Here is a 19,100-nt window from a genome sequence, read left to right on the forward strand (position 1 = left end):
GTGTGGTCAAGATCTTCTGAGAAAGGCGCCCCGTGGGTCGGATGAAACTGGCGGTGTTGACCGCCCTGGCCGCTGTCATGCTTGGCGGCTGCTCGCCCCTGGACGAGTCGGATCTGAACCGACTCGCCCTCCCTGTGGCCGGATCGGACCGATCCATCTACATGTGGAACCTGTGGTTGGGCACCTGGATCGCGGTCCTCGTGGTCTTCCTGCTCGTGTTCGGCATGATCGTCTACGCGCCGGTCCGCTACCGCCGCAAGAAGAGTGACGAACCGGCCCCCGTGCAGGTGCGCTACAACCTGCCGCTGGAGGCGCTCTACACGATCGCCCCGGTGATCATCGTCGCCGTGTTCTTCTTCCACACCGTGGAGTCGCAGAACGCCCAGCTCGAAGAGGTCGAGAACCCCGACCACACGATCGAGGTCGTCGGCAGCAAGTGGCAGTGGACCTTCAACTACCTCGAGGGCGCCCCCGGCGGTGAGCCGGTCTTCGACCAGGGCGACACCGCGAACCTGCCCGAGCTGTGGCTGCCCGTGAACGAGTCGGTGAAGTTCGAGTTGATCTCGCCGGACGTCATCCACTCCTTCTGGGTCCCCGAGTTCTACTTCAAGATGGACGTCGTCCCGGGCAACATCCCCGGCAAGGACGGCAACAACTCATTCACCATGACGCCGAACCGCGAGGGCACCTTCACCGGTCGCTGCGCTGAGCTGTGCGGCGTCTACCACACCCGCATGCTGTTCAAGGTCAAGGTCGTGTCCGCCGAGGAGTACGAGGCGCACCTGGCCGACCTCGAGGCGGCCGGACAGATTGGCACGCCGAAGGGTTCCACGACAGCTGACACCGTCGCCGGCATCACTGCCAGCGGCGAGAGCGAACCGGAGGACTGATGGCCACCGCAACCTTCGACGCGCCCGAGGCACGCAGCAGCACCGGCGTCCGGGAGCGCTCCTTCGGGACGAAGGCCTTCACGCTGCTGACGACCACCGACCACAAGGTCATCGGTCAGATGTACGCCGTGACGACGTTCTTCTTCTTCATCTTCGGCGGCATCCTGGCGCTCATCATCCGCGCCGAGCTGGCCCGCCCGGGTGGACAGTTCGTCGGCGACGAGACGTACAACCAGCTGTTCACGATGCACGGCACGATCATGCTGCTGATGTTCGCGACGCCGTTGTTCTTCGCGTTCGGCAACATGATCATGCCGCTGCAGATCGGCGCCCCCGACGTGGCGTTCCCGCGCCTGAACATGTTCAGCTACTGGCTGTACCTGTTCGGCTCGCTGATCGCCGTCTCGGGCTTCGTCGTCCCCGGTGGCGCCGCCAGCTTCGGCTGGTTCGCCTACATGCCGCTGTCGGACTCGATCAACAGCCCTGGTGTCGGTGGCGACCTGTGGGTCATGGGCCTCTACATGTCCGGCCTGGGCACGATCCTGGGCGCGGTCAACTTCATCACCACGATCTTCTGCATGCGCGCACCCGGCATGACGATGTTCCGGATGCCGATCTTCGTGTGGAACACGCTGGTCACCAGCATCCTGATCATCATCGTCTTCCCGGTGTTCGCCGCTGCGCTGCTCGCGCTGGGGGCCGACCGCATGCTCGGGGCGCACGTGTTCGACCCATCCACGGGCGGGCCGATCATGTACCAGCACCTGTTCTGGTTCTTCGGTCACCCCGAGGTCTACATCATCGCCCTGCCGTTCTTCGGCATCATCACCGAAGTCCTGCCGGTCTTCAGTCGCAAGCCGGTGTTCGGCTACGTCGGCCTGGTCGGCGCGACGCTGGCGATCGCCGTCCTCTCGGCGGCGGTGTGGGCGCACCACATGTTCGTCACCGGCGCGGTGAATCTGGCGTTCTTCAGCTTCATGACGTTGTTGATCGGCGTGCCGACCGGCGTGAAGTTCTTCAACTGGATCGGCACGATGTGGGGAGGCTCCGTCTCCTTCGACACACCGCTGCTGTTCGCGCTGGGCTTCCTGACGACCTTCCTCTTCGGTGGCCTGACCGGCATCGTCCTGGCCTCGCCTGCCCTGGACTTCCACCTGTCCGACACCTACTTCGTGGTGGCGCACTTCCACTACGTCGTGTTCGGCACGGTCGTGTTCGCGATGTTCGCCGGCTACTACTACTGGTGGCCGAAGATCACGGGCCGGATGCTCGACGAGAAGCTGGGCAAGATCCACTTCTGGCTGCTGTTCGTCGGCTTCCACCTGACCTTCCTGGTGCAGCACTGGCTGGGCGTCGAGGGCTTCCCGCGTCGCTACGCCGACTACCTGCCCGGCGACGGCTTCACCCGCCTGAACGAGATCTCCACGATCGGTGCGTTCCTGCTGGGCGCCTCCACGCTGCCATTCATCTACAACGTGTGGAAGTCTCGCAAGGCGCCCCTGGTCCGCCAGGACGACCCGTGGGGCTGGGGCCGCACGCTCGAGTGGGCCACTTCGAGCCCGCCGCCGCGTCACAACTTCGTGTCGCTGCCGCGGATCCGCTCGGAGAGCCCCGCGTTCGACCTGCACCACCCGGACGTGGTCGAGCTCGAGCTGGCGCAGAACCCCGACGAGGACAAGCCGCTGGCCGACGCCCCCGATGTCGAGGGTCGTCGCGAGGCGCTCGGCTACGACCCGAAGGCTGGTGAGTGAGCGATGCGCAAGGAATTCTGGCTGTTCTTCAGCTGCGCCATCTTCTTCGTCATCGTGACGCCGGTCTACTGGGCGGTCGCCCACGAGGTCACCGGCACGGTCGCGCTCGTCATGGCGATGCTGCTGTTCTTCATGATCAGCTTCTACCTGTGGTTCGTCGCCAAGGCGATCCCCGAGCGTCCCGAGGACCGTCAGGACGGCGAGATCGTGGAGGGTGCCGGCGAGCTCGGCTTCTTCCCGCCCTACAGCTGGTGGCCGCTGTTCGCGGCGATGGCGTTCGGCATGCTGGTGCTGGGCGTCGTCTTCGGCTGGTGGCTGTTCATCATGGCCCTGCCGTTCGGCGCGATCTGCGTAGTCGGCTGGCTGTTCGAGTACTACCGGGGCGCGCACGCTCACTGAGCCACGCCTCGCACGACGATGCCCTCGGAGTTTCGGCTCCGGGGGCGTTTCGTCGTCCGGGCGGTGGGTCGGCCTGCCTAGACTTTCAGGCGTGAGTACGTGGGGAACGCGGGCCGTGGGCCTGCTGACGGTGATGGTCCTGGCTGCGTCGTGCACCGGCGGCGGAGCGGCGAGCCCGAAGGACGAGGTCGAGGCGAAGGCGCCGCTGACCATCTCGGCGAGCGTCGACGACGGTGCCGCGGACGTCGCCGTCGACACCGTCGTCACCGTCGACGGCTTCGAGGGTCAGCTGGCGGAGGTCTCCCTGGCGTCCGATGACGGGAAGTCGACCGTGCCGGGCGAGATCCACGGCGTGCGGTGGACGGCGTCCGGGCTCCTCGAGCCGGCCACCTCCTACGTGCTGAAGGCCTCGGGCACCGGCGACGACGGCAAGCCCGTCACCCGGATCTCGCGGTTCACCACCCGTGCACTGACCCTCGACGAGCAGACGTACCCCGCGGTCGCGCCGCTCGAGGGGGAGACCGTCGGGATCGGGATGCCCGTGATCGTGAGCTTCGACGTCCCGGTCACCGACCGCGCCGCCTTCGAGAAGCGGATGAAGGTCACGGCGCAGCCGGCCACCGCCGGTGGCTGGTACTGGCTCAGCAACAACACCGCGCACTGGCGGCCGAAGCAGTACTGGAAGCCGGGGACCGAGGTGTCCGTCGACCTCGGGCTCAACAGCGTGCACGCGGGCAACGGGATCTACGGCCAGCAGGACCAGCACGTGAAGTTCCGCGTCGGCCGCTCCGTGATGACCGTCGTGGACACCCGGCGTCACCGAGCGACGGTGAAGATCAACGGCAAGAACGTCCGCACGATCCCTGTCTCCACGGGTGACGCCGACCACCGCAGCCGCAACGGCATCAAGGTCGTGATGGAGAAGCACCGGTCGATCGACATGGACGCCGCCACGACGGGCGTCGACTCCGACGACCCGGGCTACTACAACCTCAAGGGCGTGAAGTACGCGATGCGCGTGACGAACTCGGGGGAGTTCCTGCACGCGGCACCATGGTCGGCCTCGGCCCAGGGCAACGCCAACGTGAGCCACGGCTGCGTCGGAATGAGCACCAAGGACGCGGCCTGGGTGTTTGCGCAGAGCAAGCGCGGCGACGTGGTCAGCTACGTGGGCAGTCCGCGCCGGCTCGAGCCGGGCAACGGCTGGACCGACTGGAACCGCTCGTGGGACGAGTGGCTCGAGGGGTCCGCCGTCGGGCAGGACGCCGAGGGCGCCTGAGCCCTCAGCCGCCCTTGGCGGCCTTCGCGGCGGCCTTCTGCTCGCGTTTGAACTCGCGCACCTTCACCAGCGACTCGGGGCTCGTGATGTCGGCGACGCTCCGGTGGCCCGGCTGTCCGTAGTCGCCGGCAGCCTCACGCCAGCCGGCGCCGTCGTAGCCGTACTGCTTGCCCAGCAGGGCGAGGAAGATCTTGGCCTTCTGCTCGCCGAAGCCGGGCAGCGCCTTGAGCCGCTTGAGGACCTCGGGACCGTCGGGGGAGCCCTGGGTCCAGATCGCGGCGGCGTCGCCGCCCCACTCGTCGCGCACGGCGGCCGCGAGGGCCTGCACCCGTCCGGCCATGGAGCCGGGGTAGCGGTGCACGGCCGGGGTCTGGCGGAAGACCGCCTCGAACGCCTCGGGCTCCTGTCCGGCGATGTCCGCGGGGTCGAGCGTGCCCACGCGGTCGAGGATCTTCGCGGGCCCGGAGAACGCGGCCTCCATCGCGATCTGCTGGTCCAGGAGCATGCCCACGAGCAGCGCGAAGGGGTCGTCGGTCAGCAGCTGGTCGGCGGTGTCGTCGCCGGTGATCGAGAGGCTCATGGCACCATCCTCGCTCCTGCGGCGGGCGAGCTGCCACCCGCGGCCAGCTCGCGCATCCGCGCCACGAGGGTGTCGAGCCAGGCGCCGACGTTCCGCCGCGCCTCGTGGGTGTCGGGATAGCGGCAGCGCAGGTGCACGCCCGAGTCGTCGATGATGAACCACAGCATCACGCCGTGCGTGCGGATGGCCGCGCCCACGTACTGCGCGTCGAGTCCGGCCGTGTCGATCCGCACGGGGAGGCGGCGCAGGTCGAGCCACGAGACCGCGAACATGCCCGGCTGCTCGGGCATCCCGCCCCACGGCTTCATCAGGTCGGCCAGCGGCCAGGAGCCGAGCCGGATCGCCTCCTTCACCGCGGCGGAGCACGCCCGCGGGTCCTCGTCGGCGGACTCGAGCACGGAGTTCGTGATGAACCAGCCGACGGAGTCGTGCCAGCGGTCCTCGTGGCGACTGTGCACGGGGAAGACCGTCCGCAGCGGTGTGCCCGCGAGCTCGAGCGTCGTGGCCGTCATGGCCGAGACCGCGAGGGCGAGCGTGGAGACGCGCTGGCCGGCGGCGCGCGCGGAGAACGCGGCCAGCTCCCCTAGGTCGAGCACGTCGCGGATCACGACGCGCTCGGGCTGGGGCGTGGGGTCGCCGAGGGGGAGGGGGAATCGCGGCATCGCGCCGCCGCCCGCCTCGATCACCTCGTCCCAGCGCTGGCGGATCTCCTCCGGCGCGGGCGTGAGCCGCGCCAGCTCGATCGTGTGCTCGGCGAACGGGGGCACCGCGGGCAGCTCCGGCCTCCGGCCCTCACGGATCCGGCCGAGCGCCGACAGCAGGTCGCGCGCCATGACGAGCAGCGACCACATGTCCACGTGCGAGTGGTCGGCCGCGATGACGAGGCTCGGGCCGTCCGCCGTCTCGATGACGCAGAACCGGTGCGACGGGCGCTGGTAGGGGCGGCAGCTCTCGTCCAGCACGTCGCGCAGCGCGTCGTTCATGGACTGCCCCGGCAATACCTCGTGCTCGGTCCAGCGTCCGGCCTCCACCGTCACCTCGTGCAGGGCGGCGGAGCCGTCGGGCCCCGGCACGAACACCGAGCGCAGGGTCCCGTGCGCCTGCACCACGGCTCGCCACGCGGCCGCCAGGTCGTCGCGGGGCACGGGAGCGCCCAGCCGCATGGCCAGCGCCATCCACGAGCCCGTGCGGTCGCCCATGCCGACGTGACGCGCCTGGTCGAACGAGACGGGCAGCTCCGGACCGGGCTCGGACACCACGAGGTCGTGGCTGAGCAGCGGACCGAAGGGAAGGCGCAGGTGCGCGACGTGCGTGAGACGCATGCCAGTAACCTATTGCCCCGGTCACCCCCATCAGATCAGGAGCCGTCGTGCACAGGTTCTCCGTGCCGGATGCCGAGCTCGCCTGGGCGTTCAGTGACGAGTCCGGCCATGCCGTCGTCCAGCTCCACGGCCTGACGTCGAGCCGGTCCCGCGACCGCGTGCTCGACCTCGACCTCGGACGTGGTCTGTCCGACACGCGCCTGCTGCGCTACGACGCCCGCGGGCACGGGCACTCGTCCGGCAGGGGAGTGCCCGAGGACTACCGGTGGTCGACGCTCGCCGACGACCTGCTGCGGCTGCTGGACTTCTGGTTCCCCGACGAGCCGGTGCACGGCGTCGGGCCCTCCATGGGAGCCGGCACGCTGCTGCACGCGGCCGTGCGCGATCCCGGCCGCTTCGACGGCCTCACGCTGCTGCTGCCGCCGACGGCCTGGGAGACCAGGGCGGCGCGAGCCGACGACTACCGTGCCATGGCCGACGTCATCGAGGCGCAGGGCGTCGAGCCGTTCCTCGAGCTCGACGGCGGGGCGCCGAAGCCTCCGGCGACGGTCGGGCACCTGGACACCGTGCCCCACGTCCGTCCCGAGCTGTTGCCGTCGGTGCTGCGCGGCGCCGCGCTGAGCGACCTCCCGTCCCCGGAGGAGATCTCCCGCATCGACGTCACCACCACCGTGCTGGCGTGGGTGGAGGACCCCGCGCACCCGCTGTCCACCGCCGAGGCGCTCGTGGACCTCATGCCGCAGGCTCGGCTCCAGGTGGCGCACACGCCTGACGACGTGCAGCGCTGGCCCGGCGTCCTCGCCGACGACATCGCCCACCGCGCCCGCTGAGCGGACCGAGCGGCGCTTCCCCGAAAGTCCACCGACAACGAACGAGGGCCCCGACCGGAACGGTCGGGGCCCTCGTTCGAGGTGACTCAGTGGACGCGCGGGACGCCGGTCTCGGAGACGCCCTGGAAGTCGTCGCCGAGCTCCACCGGGTGCTCGCCGCCGCCGGCCAGGTGCTCGGCCGCGTGCTCCATGTCGTGGCGGGTCGGCTTGTCGACCGAACCGTCGTAGTAGAAGTTGCGCAGCTTCGCGCGCATCGACTGCTTGCGGTACTTCGGGTTGCGCACGCCGTAGGCGTCCTGCTTGTGCACTTCCTCCAGCTCGGGCAGCCGCTCGCGCGACGACGTGAGCGCGTACGCGGCGCTGTCGGGCAGCGGCGCGTGACGCTCGGCGTACCCACCGTCGGGGGAGCGGTCGATGACGCCCGTCTCCCAACCGTGGGTCAGCGTCTCGTTGTCCTTGCGCTGCAGCGAGATGCAGATGCGCTTGGTCACGATGAACGCGATGACCGGGAAGACGAAGATGCCGATACGCAGCACCCACGTGATCGCGAAGATGTCCAGGCCGAACTTCAGCGCGATGATGTCGTTGCCGCCGGCGATCCAGCCGCAGCCGTAGGCGGTCATCGCAGCGACACCGAGCGCGGTGCGGACCGGCGCGTTGCGCGGACGCTCGAGCAGGTGGTGCTCGCGCTGGTCACCGGTGATCCACCGCTCGATGAACGGCCACACGGCGAGGGACGTGAACAGGATCCCCAAGCCGCCGACCCCGGGCAGGAAGACGCTCCAGGTCCACGTGCGGTTGAACCACGTGGTCTCCAAGGGCGGCATGAGGCGCACGAGACCCTCGGACAGGCCCATGTACCAGTCGGGCTGCGAGCCGGCCGTGACCTCGGACGGGTTGTACGGACCGTAGGCCCACACCGGGTTGATCTGGATCAGGGCACCCATCAGCGCGGTGAAGCCGAAGACGACGAAGAAGAAGCCGCCGGCCTTGGCCATGTACACCGGGAGCATCGGGTAGCCCACGACGTTGTCGTTGGTGCGTCCGGCGCCGGGCCACTGCGTGTGCTTGTGGTAGACGAGCAGCAGCATGTGGGCACCGATCAGGCCGAGCAGCAGCGCCGGGATCAGCAGGATGTGCGCCATGTAGAGGCGGGGGATGATGATCTCGCCGGGGAACTCGCCGCCGAAGATGAAGAACTCCAGGTAGGAGCCGACCAGCGGGATCGAGCGGATCAGGCCGTCGACGAAGCGCAGGCCCGTGCCGGACAGCAGGTCGTCGGGCAGCGAGTAGCCCGCGAAGCCCTCGACCATGCCGAGGCTGAGCAGGCCGACGCCGATGAGCCAGTTGATCTCACGCGGCTTGCGGTACGCGCCCGTGAAGAACACGCGCAGCATGTGGGCCATCATCGACGCGATGAACAGGTTCGCCGACCAATGGTGGACCTGGCGCATGAGCAGGCCGCCACGGATGTCGAACGAGATGTCGAGGGTCGAAGCGTAGGCCTGCGACATCTCGATGCCGTACAGCGGCGCGTAGGAGCCGGTGTACTCGACCTCGCCCATGCTGGGGACGAACCACAAGGTCAGGAAGACGCCCGTCAGCAGCAGGACGACGAAGCTCCACAGGGCGATCTCGCCGAGCATGAAGGACCAGTGCTCGGGGAAGACCTTGCGCAGGTTCTTCTTGCCTGCCGCGGCCAGGCCGAGGCGGTCGTCGAACCAGCCGACCGGTCCTGACAGCTTCTTGCCGGACGGGGAATCCTCGATCCGGGTGAACGTGCTCTGGCTCATGCCTCACCACCGAACTTCTCGTTGAGCTGCTTCTGGTCGCGAGCGAGCTCGGGGTAGCTGGGCGCCACGATCTCGGGGAAGTCGCTGACGGCGACCAGGTAGCCCTCACCATCGACCGCGAGCGGCAGCTGCGGCAGCGGACGGTAGGCGGGACCGAAGATCACCTTGCCGTTGTCGGCCAGGTCGAACGTCGACTGGTGGCACGGGCAGAGCAGGTGGTGGGTCTGCTGTTCCCACAGGCTGATCGGGCAGCCGACATGGGTGCAGATCTTGGAGTAGCACAGAATGCCATCGACGCCCCAGTTCTCACGGCCCTTCTTCGGCGTGATGTCCTCGGGTCGCATGCGCACCACGATGACGGCGGCCTTGGCCTTGGCGGCCAGCAGATCGTGACCGTGGATGACGGCGTCACCCTCCTCGTCGGTCTCGAAGAAGATCGCGGGCTCGGCGTTGACGAGCTGCCCGACCTCGAGGTCGGCCGGCTTGATCGGCTCGCCCGAGACGTCGTTGACGACGCGCATGCCCTTCTTCCAGACCGTCTCGTCCTGGCTGTGGGGGAGCGGTCCGAGGTCGCGGAGCATCACGATGGCCGGCAGGCCCATGGCGCCGACGGCGCCGAGCAGGCTGTTGCGGATCAGGGGACGGCGGCCGATGCCGCTCTCCTGGGCGCCGGCGTTGATGTCGGCCATGACCGCGGCGCGGTCCTCGTCGCTCGAGCGGGCGGGGTGGCGCATCTCGACCATCTCGTGGTCGCCCATGAGCTTCTTGGCCCACTGGATGATGCCGACGCCGATCAGCAGCAGGGCGCCGCCCAGCGTGGTGCCGAAGGCGAAGTTCTGCGCCGACCAGCCACCGAAGGCGTTGCCGCTGTTCGGGTCGCCGAAGGCGAAGATGCGCACGTCGGAGTCGATCGTGAAGTAGGCGACGCAGAAGCCCAGGAGCAGCAGCGTGGCTACGCCGAACATGCCGGCGATCTGGCGCTCGGTGCGACGCTCCTGGCTGCCGTCGACGTCCTGCGGACGGTACTGGTGGGGCGCGAGCCCCGGGTCGGCGATCGGGTCGCCGGTGCGTTCGATTTCCGTCGTCATCGCTTCTTCGACCTCGTTCCGTGCATGCCGATCCACACCGCGAAGGCCGTCAGGCTGCCGATGCCGACGATCCACGCGAACATGCCGTCGACCACCGGGCCGAGTCCGCCGCCGCCGATGCCGCCAGCGTTGCCCTGCTGCTGGATGGTCTTCACGTAGGCGATGATGTTGCGCTTGTCCTCGGGGGTGAGCACGTCCTCGGAGAAGACGGGCATCTGCTGCGGGCCGGTCAGCATGGCCTCGTAGATGTGGACCGCGTCGACGCCCTGGAGCGTCGGGGCGTAGCGGCCGCTCGGCAGGGCGCCACCGGCGCCGACCGAGTTGTGGCACGCCGTGCAGTTGGTGCGGAAGAACTCGCCTCCCTCGGCGATGCCCTCCTTGTCGACGCTCTGCCAGTCGAGGTCCTCCTCGGAGGGACGTGCCGGCCCGGGGGCCAGCGACGCGACGTAGGCCGCGATCTGGTTGATCTCGTCCTGCGTGTACTCGATGTGCTTGCGCGGGGCCTGGGGCGCGGTCTGCGCCATCGGCATGCGCCCGGTCTCCATCTGGAAGCCGACGGCGGCGGCGCCGACGCCGATCAGCGAGGGGCCGTAGTTGCCCTTGGCGTCATCGGTGCCGGCGGTCGTGATGCCCTCGGCGTTGAGGCCGTGGCAGCTGGCGCAGCCCACGACGAAGAGCTGCCGGCCGGCCTCGACCTGCGAGACCGACGAGGCGGACTCGGCCGTGGCCGATTCCGGTGCGACCGTCGCGTACGCCGCGCCGGTCAGCAAGAGCGCCAGGGCCAGCAGCGCGAGTAGCGCCATGGGATGCCGGCGGCGTGTCGACAGTTTCCGCACCGAGAACCTCGTTCCTGAAGATCTGAAAATCGGACCAGAAGTGAGGACGGCGTTCCGCTTCGTCCCCATCCCTGTGGGCCCATGCGTTCGCCTCAGCGTAGCGAGGGCCGAGGTCAGACTGTGTAGTTAGGTCCGCCTATCCCCGAGGGGGTCAGCGGATGATGTAGATGGCCGCGAACAGGGCCACCCAGACGACGTCGACGAAGTGCCAGTAGTACGACACGACGATGGCCGAGACGGCCTGCTCGTGGGTGAACTTGCGGGCGGCGTAGGTGCGGCCGATCACCAGCAGGAAGGCCAGCAGGCCGCCGATGACGTGGAGGCCGTGGAAGCCGGTGGCGAGGTAGAAGAGGGAGCCGTAGGCGGAGCTCTGGATCGTCAGGCCCTCCTGGACCAGCTCGGCGTACTCGGTGGCCTGGCCGCCGATGAAGACCGCTCCCATGATGAAGCTGATGATGAACCACTTGCGCATGCCGGCCGCGTTGCCCTTGGCCGCGGCGTAGACGCCGAGCTGGCAGGTGACGGACGAGAGCACCAGGATCGTGGTGTTGACCGTGGCGAACGGGATGTTCAGCATCGCGGTCTCCTGTGCCCACAACTCGGGCGCGACGCTGCGCACCGTGAAGTAGGCCGCGAACAGCGTCGCGAAGAACATCAGCTCGCTCGACAGCCACACGATGGTGCCGACCGTCACGTAGGACGGGCGGCCCTCGACGCCATGGAGCCGGGACGCGGGGATCGCAGAAGTAGTTGCCACGTGTTCATTATGTACGATGCCATCGTGAGCGAGCACCAGCCCCTTCGAGTCCTGCTCTTCAGCGACGATCAGGAGGTCCGAACCGCCGTCGTCGCAGCGCTGGGCACCCGGCCGCACCCCGATCTGCCGCCCCTGGAGTTCGTCGAGTGCGCCACCGAGCCAGTGGTGTGGGAGCAGCTCGACGCCGGCGGGATCGCCCTGGCGATCCTCGACGGCGAGGCCGTCCCGGCCGGCGGCATGGGCATCGCCCGGCAGATGAAGGACGAGCTCTACCAGGCCCCGCCGAGCCTCGTCCTGACCGGTCGCCCGCAGGACGCGTGGCTCGCCACGTGGTCGCGCGCCGACGCGGTCGTGCCGCAGCCGCTCGACCCGTTCCGGCTCGCCGAGTCGGTCATCGCGCTGCTGCGCGGCGTCGCCGTGTCCGGCGCGCGTCCTTGAGCGGCCGCCCCGTGGCCCTCACCTGGCCCCATGTCCTGACCGAGCTGATCGCCGCGCGCGACCTCGACACGGCCACCACCGAGTGGGCGATGGGCGAGATCCTCTCCGGTGACGCCACCGGTGCCCAGATCGCGGGGTTCGCGGTCGCGCTGCGCGCCAAGGGCGAGACGGCGGCCGAGCTGCAGGGTCTCGTCGACGCGATGTACGCCAAGGCCACCACGCTCGACCTCGCCGACCGCGTGGTCGACATCGTCGGCACCGGCGGCGACATGGCCAAGACGGTCAACATCTCCTCCATGGCGGCCGTCACCACCGCGGGTGCGGGCATCGGCGTGGTCAAGCACGGCAACCGCGCGGCCTCCAGCCAGTCGGGGACGGCCGACGTCTTCGAGAAGCTCGGCGTACGCCTCGACGTCCCCGCCGAGCACGTCCTCGACGTCTACCGCGAGGCTGGCATCACCTTCTGCTTCGCGCCCGTCTTCCACGCCTCGATGCGCTTCGCCGGGCCCACGCGACGCGAGCTCGGCGTCCCCACGTTCTTCAACTTCCTCGGCCCGCTGACCAACCCGGCGCGCCCGGCGGCGTCGGCGATCGGCTGTGCCGATCCGCGGATGGCGCCGCTCATGGCCGACGTGCTGGCCCGTCGCGGCAGCAGCGCGATGGTGTTCCGCGGTGACGACGGCCTCGACGAGATCACGGTCACCACCACGACCCGGTTCTGGCTGCCGGGACCCGACGGCATCGAGGAGCAGGTGCTCGATCCCGCCGACCTCGGCTTCGACCACGCGCCCGCCGATGCGCTGCGCGGCGGCGAGCCGTCGTACAACGCCGACGTCTTCCGCCGCGTGCTCGACGGCGAGCCCGGCCCTGTGCGCGACGCCGTGGTGCTCAACGCCGGTGCGGCCATCGCCGCGCACGAGAACGCCGAGGGCACCCTGGTCGAGCGGCTGGGGGCGGGCGTCGTCCGCGCCACGGAGTCCATCGACTCCGGATCGGCCCGCGCGGCTCTCGGTCGCTGGGTCGAGGCGACCTCGCGCCACGTGGCCTGATCCTGCGGACTGGCCCGGCGCCGGGGCGCGCCCTAGCGTGACGGCATGACCATCGCCGGGGACCTGACGCTGATCGCGACCGACCCCGCGACCGGGAAGTTCCGGCTCAGTGCCGCGAACCCCGGCGCGGTGTACGGCGGTGCGCACCTCATCGACCTGCTCGAGGCCGGACGGCTCTCGACCCGGGGCGAGGGCCGGAGGCTGAGGGTGGTGGTCGACGACCGGAACCCGACGGGACGCCCGGACCTCGACCACGCGCTCTCGCGCCTGACCAAGGACAGGCCGCTCACGGTGTCCTCGGTCATCTCCCGGCTCGGCCACCAGGGGCGCCAGCGCGCCTACGCGGCGCTCGAGCAGGAGCACCGCGTGCGCTCGCGCACCGAGAAGGTGCTGCTGTTCGACGTCACCCGGTACGACGTGCTCGACACCGACGGCCGCGACGAGCTGGTCCGGGCGGTGCGAGCGGTCCTGCTGGAGGATGCGACACCCGACGGACGGACCGGGCCGGTGGTGTCGCTGCTGGCGGCCGTGAGCCAGCTCGGGCTGGTCGTCGACCGGCCCGACCGCAGGAGGGCGAAGGCACGCGCGAAGACGGTGTCCGCCGATGACTGGGCGAGCGAGGCGGTGCGTCGCGCCGTGGGGGGTGCGGAAGCGGCGGTGATGGCCGCGATCATGAGCGCGGCGGTCGCCGGGGCGGCCGGCGGGAGCAGCTGAGTCAGTCCAGCCCGATGCTGAACGCGTCCTCGAGGTCGTGACGGCTGAAGGTGCGGAAGGCGATCTGCGTCTGCGTGGACAGCACGCCGGGGACCTTGTTGAGCCGGTCGGCCACGACCGACGCGATCTCCTCGTGGCTGCGCACGCGCACCATGGCGATGAGGTCGTGGTCCCCGGTCACGGAGTAGACCTCGCTGATCCCGGGGATGTCGGCGATCGCTGCGCCGGTCTCGGGGATGGAGGAGACCTCGGCCTGGACGAAGACGATGGCGGTGATCACCGGGCCAGCCTAGCCGCGTCGTCAGGCCAGGCGCGCGACCTGGAGGTCGACGTCGAACCGGTCGAGGTGCCGTGCCGCGGCGGGCCACGGCGAGCGCCACGCGCCCCGGACCATGCGGACGCCCGGGGACTCCAGCCAGCGCAGCAGAGCCTCGGTCTCCTCGATGAGGGCCGCCGGCATCGGCCGGACCGCCGGCTCGACGGACTCGGCGGTGGTCAGCAGGGTGTCGACCCAGCCGGCCGTGGCGCCTCGGGTGGTGGCGACCTGGCGCGGCAGGATCGCCGCGGCCGCGAGACGGCCGTGGCGGATCACGTGCACCTGCCACCCGTCGGCGTGGGGTGCGGCGGCGATCACCTCGGGCTCGGCGGCGAGGGAGTCGAGCCGCTGCGTGCGGCGTACGGCGCGGATCAGGCTGGCGGCGCGGTCGCGCAGGACGGCGGCGTCCTCGAAGCGCTGGCTCTCGGCGAGGTGGGCCATGCGCTGCTCGAGGTGGGTGACGACCTCGACCGGGTCGGCGGTCATCGCCGTGCGCACCCGCGAGACCTCGAGGAGGTAGTCGACCGTCGTGACCGCGCCGTCGCAGGGGGAGAGGCACTGGCCGAGCTCGGCCAGCACGCACGCGGCGCGACTGGGCTTGATCGGCAGCCGCCCGGAGCACTGCCGGATCCGGAAGGCGTCGTGGAGGGTGGCCAGCGCCGCCTCGGCCTGGCGGCGGCTGCCGAAGGGACCGATGTGGGTGGCCGCGCCCTCGGTGACCGATCGGACGAGGGAGACGCGCGGCCACGGCTCGTCGGTGAGGCGCAGCCACGAGACCCGCTCGGGGAACTTGGAGCGGCGGTTGTAGGGCGGTCGGTGCCGGTCGATGAGCCGCAGCTCACGCACCCGCGCCTCGGTGTCGGTGGAGCACACCACGGTGTCGACCCGCTCGGCCAGCGCGATCATCTCGCCCATGCGCGAGCGGGTCTCGGCCTTGGTGAAGTACGACCGCACGCGGGTGCGCAGCGAGCGCGACGTGCCGACGTAGAGGACCTCGTCGCGCGCGTCGCGGAAGAGGTAGACGCCGGGTGCGTCGGGGACGCCGTCGGCGAGGTGGCGCTTGCGGCGCTGCTGGGGCGTGACCTTGGAGGGGAAGCTGGCGACGTCCTCCACGGTGGCCACGTTCCAGGTGCCGAGCCGCTCGAACAGGGCGTGCAGCACGTCGACCGTGGCGCGGGCGTCGGTAAGGGCCCGGTGGTCGGGCTGGACGGGGGAGAAGCGCGCCGCGAGCGTGGCGAGCTTGACGTTGGGGACCTCGTCGCGCAGCAGCACCCGGCGGGCCAGGGGGACGGTGTCGATGACGTCGAAGCCCGGCCAGGTGATGCCCAGCTCCTTCGACGCGTGCTTGAGGAAGCCGACGTCGAAGGGCGCGTTGTGGGCGACCAGGACGCTGCCGTGGGCGAACTCCAGGAAGCTCGGCAGCGCCTCGGCGATGCGGGGCGCCTCGATGAGCATCTGGTCGGTGATCCCGGTGAGCACGGTGATGAACGCGGGGATCAGCTGGTCGGGGTTCACCAGGGTCTGGAACTCGCCCAGGATCTCTCCGCCCCGCACCTTGACCGCACCGATCTCGGTGATCCGCGACCCCTTCGCGGGCGAGCCGCCCGTGGTCTCCAGGTCGACCACGCAGAACGTGGTGTCGTGGAGGGGGCGGCCACCCCAGTCGATGTCGGGGTCGTCGAAGGCGGGTTGGTGCGATGCCATGGGGTGACCGTAGGTCGCGGGTCCGACGAATCCGGTCAGGCGGCGCCGCGGAGGGAAACTGTCGGACGTCACACCTAGCGTCGCGGCCATGAACGAGATGGAACCCACGGCACCGGTCGTCGTCGATTGCGACAGCTGCCTCGTCCGCTGCCCGGCCGTGTGCGGCGACTGCGTCGTCTCGGTCCTGCTCGGACCGCCCAGCGACGTGGCCTTCGACGCCGACGAGCGCGCCGCCCTCGATGCCCTCGCCGCCACCGGCCTGGTCCCTCCGCTGCGCCTCGTCGTGGGCGTGTCCGACCCGCAGCGACACGTCGATGCGAGTTGATCGGGGTTGACCCGGCAACTACAGTTGCCTCTTGTGTCGCCGAACGGCGGCGCCGCCGAATCGTCGGACCGGAAACGGCCGGCGAGCCGGGGAACCAAAGGTACGTGGGGTGAATCGACCGGCTCGCCGGTCGTAGGGCAAGACCGAGGCCCGAATCCGTCAGCTCACCTGGTAGGCGTCGAGGTTTTCAGGAGTTCATTTCGTGCGCTTTCGCACCGCCGCGGCCACTGTGGCCGCCTCCGCCTTCGTGGCGGGATCATTCATCGTCGTCTCCCCGGCCAACGCCGAGCCCGAGGTGACCGAGGCCGACGTCGAGAAGGCCTTCGACCGGGCTGAGGCCGCCAACGAGACCCTCAACCAGTTGAACGAGGACGCCGACGACCTCGACGCGCGCATCGACGAGGTCGGTGCCGAGATCCGCAAGATCCGCAAGGTCTTCACGGTCCAGCGCGACGAGCTGGGCGCCGACATCGTCCAGCAGCAGCTGGAGCAGCCGCTCGGCCCCACGGTCGGCCTGCTCGGCAGCCAGGACCCCGACCTGTTCATCGAGGGCCTCAGCGCCATCGACGCGCTGAACACCACGCGCGCCGACGCGCTCGAGTCGTTCACCCGCACGCGGGTCGAGCTCGAGAAGCGCCAGGCCCAGCTCGCCGAGCACGAGCAGGAGCTCGACGCGAAGCTGACCAAGGCCGAGAAGACGAAGAAGAAGCTCGTCGACTCCTACCAGAAGGCCAAGTCCGACTTCGCCCTCCTGTCGGCCGCCCAGCAGTCGGAGATGAACGCCGGCGACGTCGACGCCGTGCAGAACGCGGGCGCGGGCGCCGCCAAGAAGGCCATCGCGTTCGCGATGAGCCAGCTCGGCGAGCCCTACGTCTACGGCGGCACGGGCCCCGACAGCTGGGACTGCTCCGGCCTGGTGATGAAGGCCTACGCCGCGGCGGGGGTCTCGCTGCCGCGCGTGGTGGGACCCCAGATCGCGGCGGGCCGCTCCGTCTCGGCCGGCGATTTGGCGCCCGGCGACCTCGTGGCCTACCCGAGCATGTCGCACAACGGCATCTACCTGGGCGGCGGCAAGGTCATCCACGCGCCGCGCCCCGGCAAGAGCGTCGAGATCACCAGCCTGTCCTCGGGCTTCGGCGTCTACGCGCGCGTCTCCTGACCGCGACGGCCTGACCCGGCCACGACGAGAACGGCCCCCGGCGATCGCCGGGGGCCGTTCTCGTGCGTCGGGGTGCTCAGCGCACGTACAGCGCCTCGATGGTGTCGTGCAGGTCGCGCACGACCATGTGGCGCTTCACCTTGAACGAGGGAGTCAGGTAGCCGTTCTCCTCGGTCCAGTCCTCCTCGACGATCGAGAACTTGCGGATCGCCTCGGCGCGCGAGACCTGGGAGTTGGCGTCGTCGACGGCCTTCTGGACCTCGGCGAGCAGCTCGGGGTCGTCCAGCTCGCCCTCCCACGCCTCGACGTCGATCGTGACGAGCGCCGCGACGAAGGGCTTGCCCTCGCCGACGACGAGGCACTGGCTGACCAGCGGGTGGGCACGCACGCGGTCCTCGAGGATCGCGGGGGAGACGTTCTTGCCGCCCGCGGTGACGATGAGCTCCTTCTTGCGGCCCGTGATCTTCACGAAGCCGTCCTCGGTGACCTCGCCGAGGTCGCCGGTGGAGAACCAGCCGTCCTCGCTGAGCACGTCGCGCGTGGCGGCCTCGGCGTTCCAGTAGGCCGTGAAGACCTGCGGCCCGCGGAACTGCAGCTCGCCGTCGTCGCCGATGCGGACCTCGACGCCGGGCAGCGGGGGACCGACCGTGCCGATGCGCTGCGCGCCCGGGTGGTTCACCGTGAGGGCGGCCGTGGTCTCGGTGAGGCCGTAGCCCTCGAAGACGTTCAGGCCGACGCCGCGGTAGAAGTGACCGAGACGGTCGCCCAGCGGGGCGCCGCCGGAGATGGCGTACTTCGCGCGACCGCCCAGGGCGGCACGGAGCTTGCCGTAGACGAGCTTGTCGTAGACGCCGTGCTTCGCCCGCAGCGGCAGCGAGGGCTTGCCCGACTCGGTGGCGCGGCTGTAGGCGATCGCGGTGCGCACGGCGGCGTCGAAGATCTTGCCCTTGCCCTCGGAGTACGCCTTGGTGCTGGCGCTGTTGAAGACCTTCTCGAAGACGCGCGGCACGGCCAGCACGAACGTGGGCTGGAACTCGCCCAGGTGGTCGACGAGGTTGGCGATGTCGGCGGTGTGGCCGAGCACGGAACCGAAGCGGATCGCGCCCACCTGCACGATGCGGGCGAACACGTGCGCGAGCGGCAGGAACAGCAGGGTGGCGGCGTCGTCGGGCGCGAACATCACCTCGAGACGCTCGTTGGCGCCCCACAGCTCGGCGCGGAAGTTCGCGTGCGTCAGCTCGCAGCCCTTGGGGCGGCCGGTGGTGCCCGACGTGTAGATCAAGGTGGCGATGTCGTCCTCGACGACGGCCGCACGACGCGCCTCCAGGGTCTCGTCGTCGATCGCGGCGCCCTCGGCGGCCAGGGAGGTGAGGACGTCCTCGATCGGACGGCTGGACGCCAGCTCGGGGGTCTCGGGGCGGGCCTCGTCGATGCGGGCCCGGTGCTCGTCGTTCTCGTAGAACACGTGCGTGGCGCCCGAGTCGGCCAGGATCCAGGCGATCTGCGGCGCCGACGAGGTCTCGTAGATCGGGACGGTCACGGCGCCGATCCACCAATTGGCGTAGTCCAGGACGGTCCACTCGTAGCGGGTCTTGGCCAGCAGGGCGACGCGGTCGCCGTGGGCGACTCCGCCGGCCAGCAGGCCCTTCGCGGCGGCCGTCACCTCGTCGTGGAACTGCCCGAGCGTGACGTCGATCCACTCGCCGCCGACGACGCGGCGCAGCGCGACACGGTCGCGATGGGCGTCGAGCCGGTCGAGGACGTCAAGGCTCAGGGTTCCCCACGCGCGCGGGGGGACGGCGTTCGAATTCTGCGAAGTCACAGACAGCACCGTACCGTCCCCGCCGTCACCGCCGGCGCGCCGATAGGC

At 70.0% G+C, this 19,100-nt stretch carries 19 protein-coding genes and 1 riboswitch; of the genes, 10 read left to right on the forward strand and 9 right to left on the reverse strand.

The window, feature by feature from the left end; translation table 11 throughout:
- Positions 1-161: 161 nt before the first annotated feature.
- The 4 genes from coxB (at position 162) to B2363_RS02260 (ending at position 4,319) form a co-directional block, all read left to right on the forward strand.
- Positions 162-890: a cytochrome c oxidase subunit II gene (gene coxB, locus B2363_RS02245; protein WP_241733215.1), complete on the forward strand. Its 729-nt coding sequence runs from the start codon at positions 162-164 to the stop codon at positions 888-890.
- Positions 890-2,641, forward strand: a complete 1,752-nt coding sequence (ctaD, locus tag B2363_RS02250) for a cytochrome c oxidase subunit I (protein ID WP_286928144.1) — start codon at positions 890-892, stop codon at positions 2,639-2,641. Before coxB ends, ctaD begins: the two co-directional genes overlap by 1 nt.
- A 3-nt stretch (positions 2,642-2,644) precedes the next feature.
- Entirely contained in the window at positions 2,645-3,040 is a 396-nt protein-coding gene (locus tag B2363_RS02255; protein WP_181756747.1) for a cytochrome c oxidase subunit 4, read from the forward strand.
- 91 nt (positions 3,041-3,131) lie between these two features.
- The gene (locus B2363_RS02260; protein ID WP_286928146.1) at positions 3,132-4,319 is read left to right on the forward strand and encodes a L,D-transpeptidase; all 1,188 of its coding nucleotides are present in this window, start codon (positions 3,132-3,134) and stop codon (positions 4,317-4,319) included.
- A 4-nt stretch (positions 4,320-4,323) separates the two neighbouring features.
- Here the strand turns inward: B2363_RS02260 and B2363_RS02265 are convergent, their stop codons facing one another.
- Both B2363_RS02265 and B2363_RS02270 read right to left on the reverse strand, forming a co-directional pair.
- Positions 4,324-4,899, reverse strand: a complete 576-nt coding sequence (locus B2363_RS02265; protein ID WP_286928147.1) for an HhH-GPD-type base excision DNA repair protein — start codon at positions 4,897-4,899, stop codon at positions 4,324-4,326.
- Positions 4,896-6,221, reverse strand: coding sequence for a condensation domain-containing protein (locus B2363_RS02270; RefSeq protein ID WP_286928148.1), 1,326 nt, complete (start codon positions 6,219-6,221; stop codon positions 4,896-4,898). Before B2363_RS02270 ends, B2363_RS02265 begins: the two co-directional genes overlap by 4 nt.
- Before the next feature lie 47 nt (positions 6,222-6,268).
- Here B2363_RS02270 and B2363_RS02275 point away from each other — a divergent pair, with 47 nt between their 5' ends.
- Entirely contained in the window at positions 6,269-7,051 is a 783-nt protein-coding gene (locus tag B2363_RS02275) for an alpha/beta fold hydrolase (RefSeq protein WP_286928149.1), read from the forward strand.
- Between the two features lie 86 nt (positions 7,052-7,137).
- Here B2363_RS02275 and B2363_RS02280 read toward each other — a convergent pair whose 3' ends face one another.
- The 4 genes from B2363_RS02280 to B2363_RS02295 form a co-directional block, all read right to left on the reverse strand.
- A complete protein-coding gene (locus B2363_RS02280) occupies positions 7,138-8,844 on the reverse strand; it encodes a cytochrome b N-terminal domain-containing protein (protein WP_286928150.1) in 1,707 nt (568 codons plus the stop codon).
- On the reverse strand, positions 8,841-9,932 hold the full coding sequence (locus B2363_RS02285; RefSeq protein ID WP_286928151.1) for a ubiquinol-cytochrome c reductase iron-sulfur subunit: 1,092 nt from the start codon (positions 9,930-9,932) through the stop codon (positions 8,841-8,843). Before B2363_RS02285 ends, B2363_RS02280 begins: the two co-directional genes overlap by 4 nt.
- Positions 9,929-10,735 carry a c-type cytochrome gene (locus tag B2363_RS02290; protein WP_286928153.1) on the reverse strand — a complete coding sequence of 269 codons (807 nt, stop codon included), beginning with the start codon at positions 10,733-10,735 and terminating at the stop codon, positions 9,929-9,931. Before B2363_RS02290 ends, B2363_RS02285 begins: the two co-directional genes overlap by 4 nt.
- A 184-nt stretch (positions 10,736-10,919) precedes the next feature.
- On the reverse strand, positions 10,920-11,462 hold the full coding sequence (locus B2363_RS02295; RefSeq protein WP_286929006.1) for a cytochrome c oxidase subunit 3: 543 nt from the start codon (positions 11,460-11,462) through the stop codon (positions 10,920-10,922).
- Between the two features lie 87 nt (positions 11,463-11,549).
- Here B2363_RS02295 and B2363_RS02300 point away from each other — a divergent pair, with 87 nt between their 5' ends.
- The 3 genes from B2363_RS02300 to B2363_RS02310 are packed head-to-tail and all read left to right on the forward strand — an operon-like array spanning position 11,550 to position 13,726.
- Complete coding sequence (locus B2363_RS02300; RefSeq protein ID WP_286928155.1) at positions 11,550-11,963, forward strand: hypothetical protein; 414 nt, start codon at positions 11,550-11,552, stop codon at positions 11,961-11,963.
- A gap of 11 nt (positions 11,964-11,974) precedes the next feature.
- A complete protein-coding gene (gene trpD, locus B2363_RS02305) occupies positions 11,975-13,012 on the forward strand; it encodes an anthranilate phosphoribosyltransferase (protein WP_286928157.1) in 1,038 nt (345 codons plus the stop codon).
- Positions 13,013-13,057: 45 nt separating this feature from the next.
- Positions 13,058-13,726 carry a GOLPH3/VPS74 family protein gene (locus B2363_RS02310; protein WP_286928159.1) on the forward strand — a complete coding sequence of 223 codons (669 nt, stop codon included), beginning with the start codon at positions 13,058-13,060 and terminating at the stop codon, positions 13,724-13,726.
- Position 13,727: 1 nt separating this feature from the next.
- Here B2363_RS02310 and B2363_RS02315 read toward each other — a convergent pair whose 3' ends face one another.
- Together B2363_RS02315 and B2363_RS02320 are read right to left on the reverse strand one after the other, a co-directional pair.
- On the reverse strand, positions 13,728-14,006 hold the full coding sequence (locus B2363_RS02315) for an Lrp/AsnC family transcriptional regulator (protein WP_286928160.1): 279 nt from the start codon (positions 14,004-14,006) through the stop codon (positions 13,728-13,730).
- A 21-nt stretch (positions 14,007-14,027) separates the two neighbouring features.
- Positions 14,028-15,746 (reverse strand): DEDD exonuclease domain-containing protein, encoded by a 1,719-nt coding sequence (locus B2363_RS02320; RefSeq protein WP_286928162.1) that lies wholly within the window; start codon positions 15,744-15,746, stop codon positions 14,028-14,030.
- 88 nt (positions 15,747-15,834) lie between these two features.
- On the opposite strand from B2363_RS02320, the gene B2363_RS02325 reads away from it, so the two are divergent.
- On the forward strand, positions 15,835-16,071 hold the full coding sequence (locus B2363_RS02325) for a hypothetical protein (RefSeq protein WP_313600921.1): 237 nt from the start codon (positions 15,835-15,837) through the stop codon (positions 16,069-16,071).
- Between the two features lie 43 nt (positions 16,072-16,114).
- A riboswitch (cyclic di-AMP (ydaO/yuaA leader) is annotated at positions 16,115-16,264 on the forward strand.
- Positions 16,265-16,273: 9 nt separating this feature from the next.
- Positions 16,274-17,230 (forward strand): NlpC/P60 family protein, encoded by a 957-nt coding sequence (locus B2363_RS02330; protein WP_286928163.1) that lies wholly within the window; start codon positions 16,274-16,276, stop codon positions 17,228-17,230.
- A 76-nt stretch (positions 17,231-17,306) separates the two neighbouring features.
- Here the strand turns inward: B2363_RS02330 and B2363_RS02335 are convergent, their stop codons facing one another.
- Positions 17,307-19,052, reverse strand: a complete 1,746-nt coding sequence (locus tag B2363_RS02335) for an AMP-dependent synthetase/ligase (protein ID WP_286928165.1) — start codon at positions 19,050-19,052, stop codon at positions 17,307-17,309.
- Positions 19,053-19,100 lie beyond the last annotated feature (48 nt).

Source organism: Aeromicrobium sp. UBA7512, from assembly GCF_002476985.1.
Taxonomy (GTDB): domain Bacteria; phylum Actinomycetota; class Actinomycetes; order Propionibacteriales; family Nocardioidaceae; genus Aeromicrobium; species Aeromicrobium phoceense.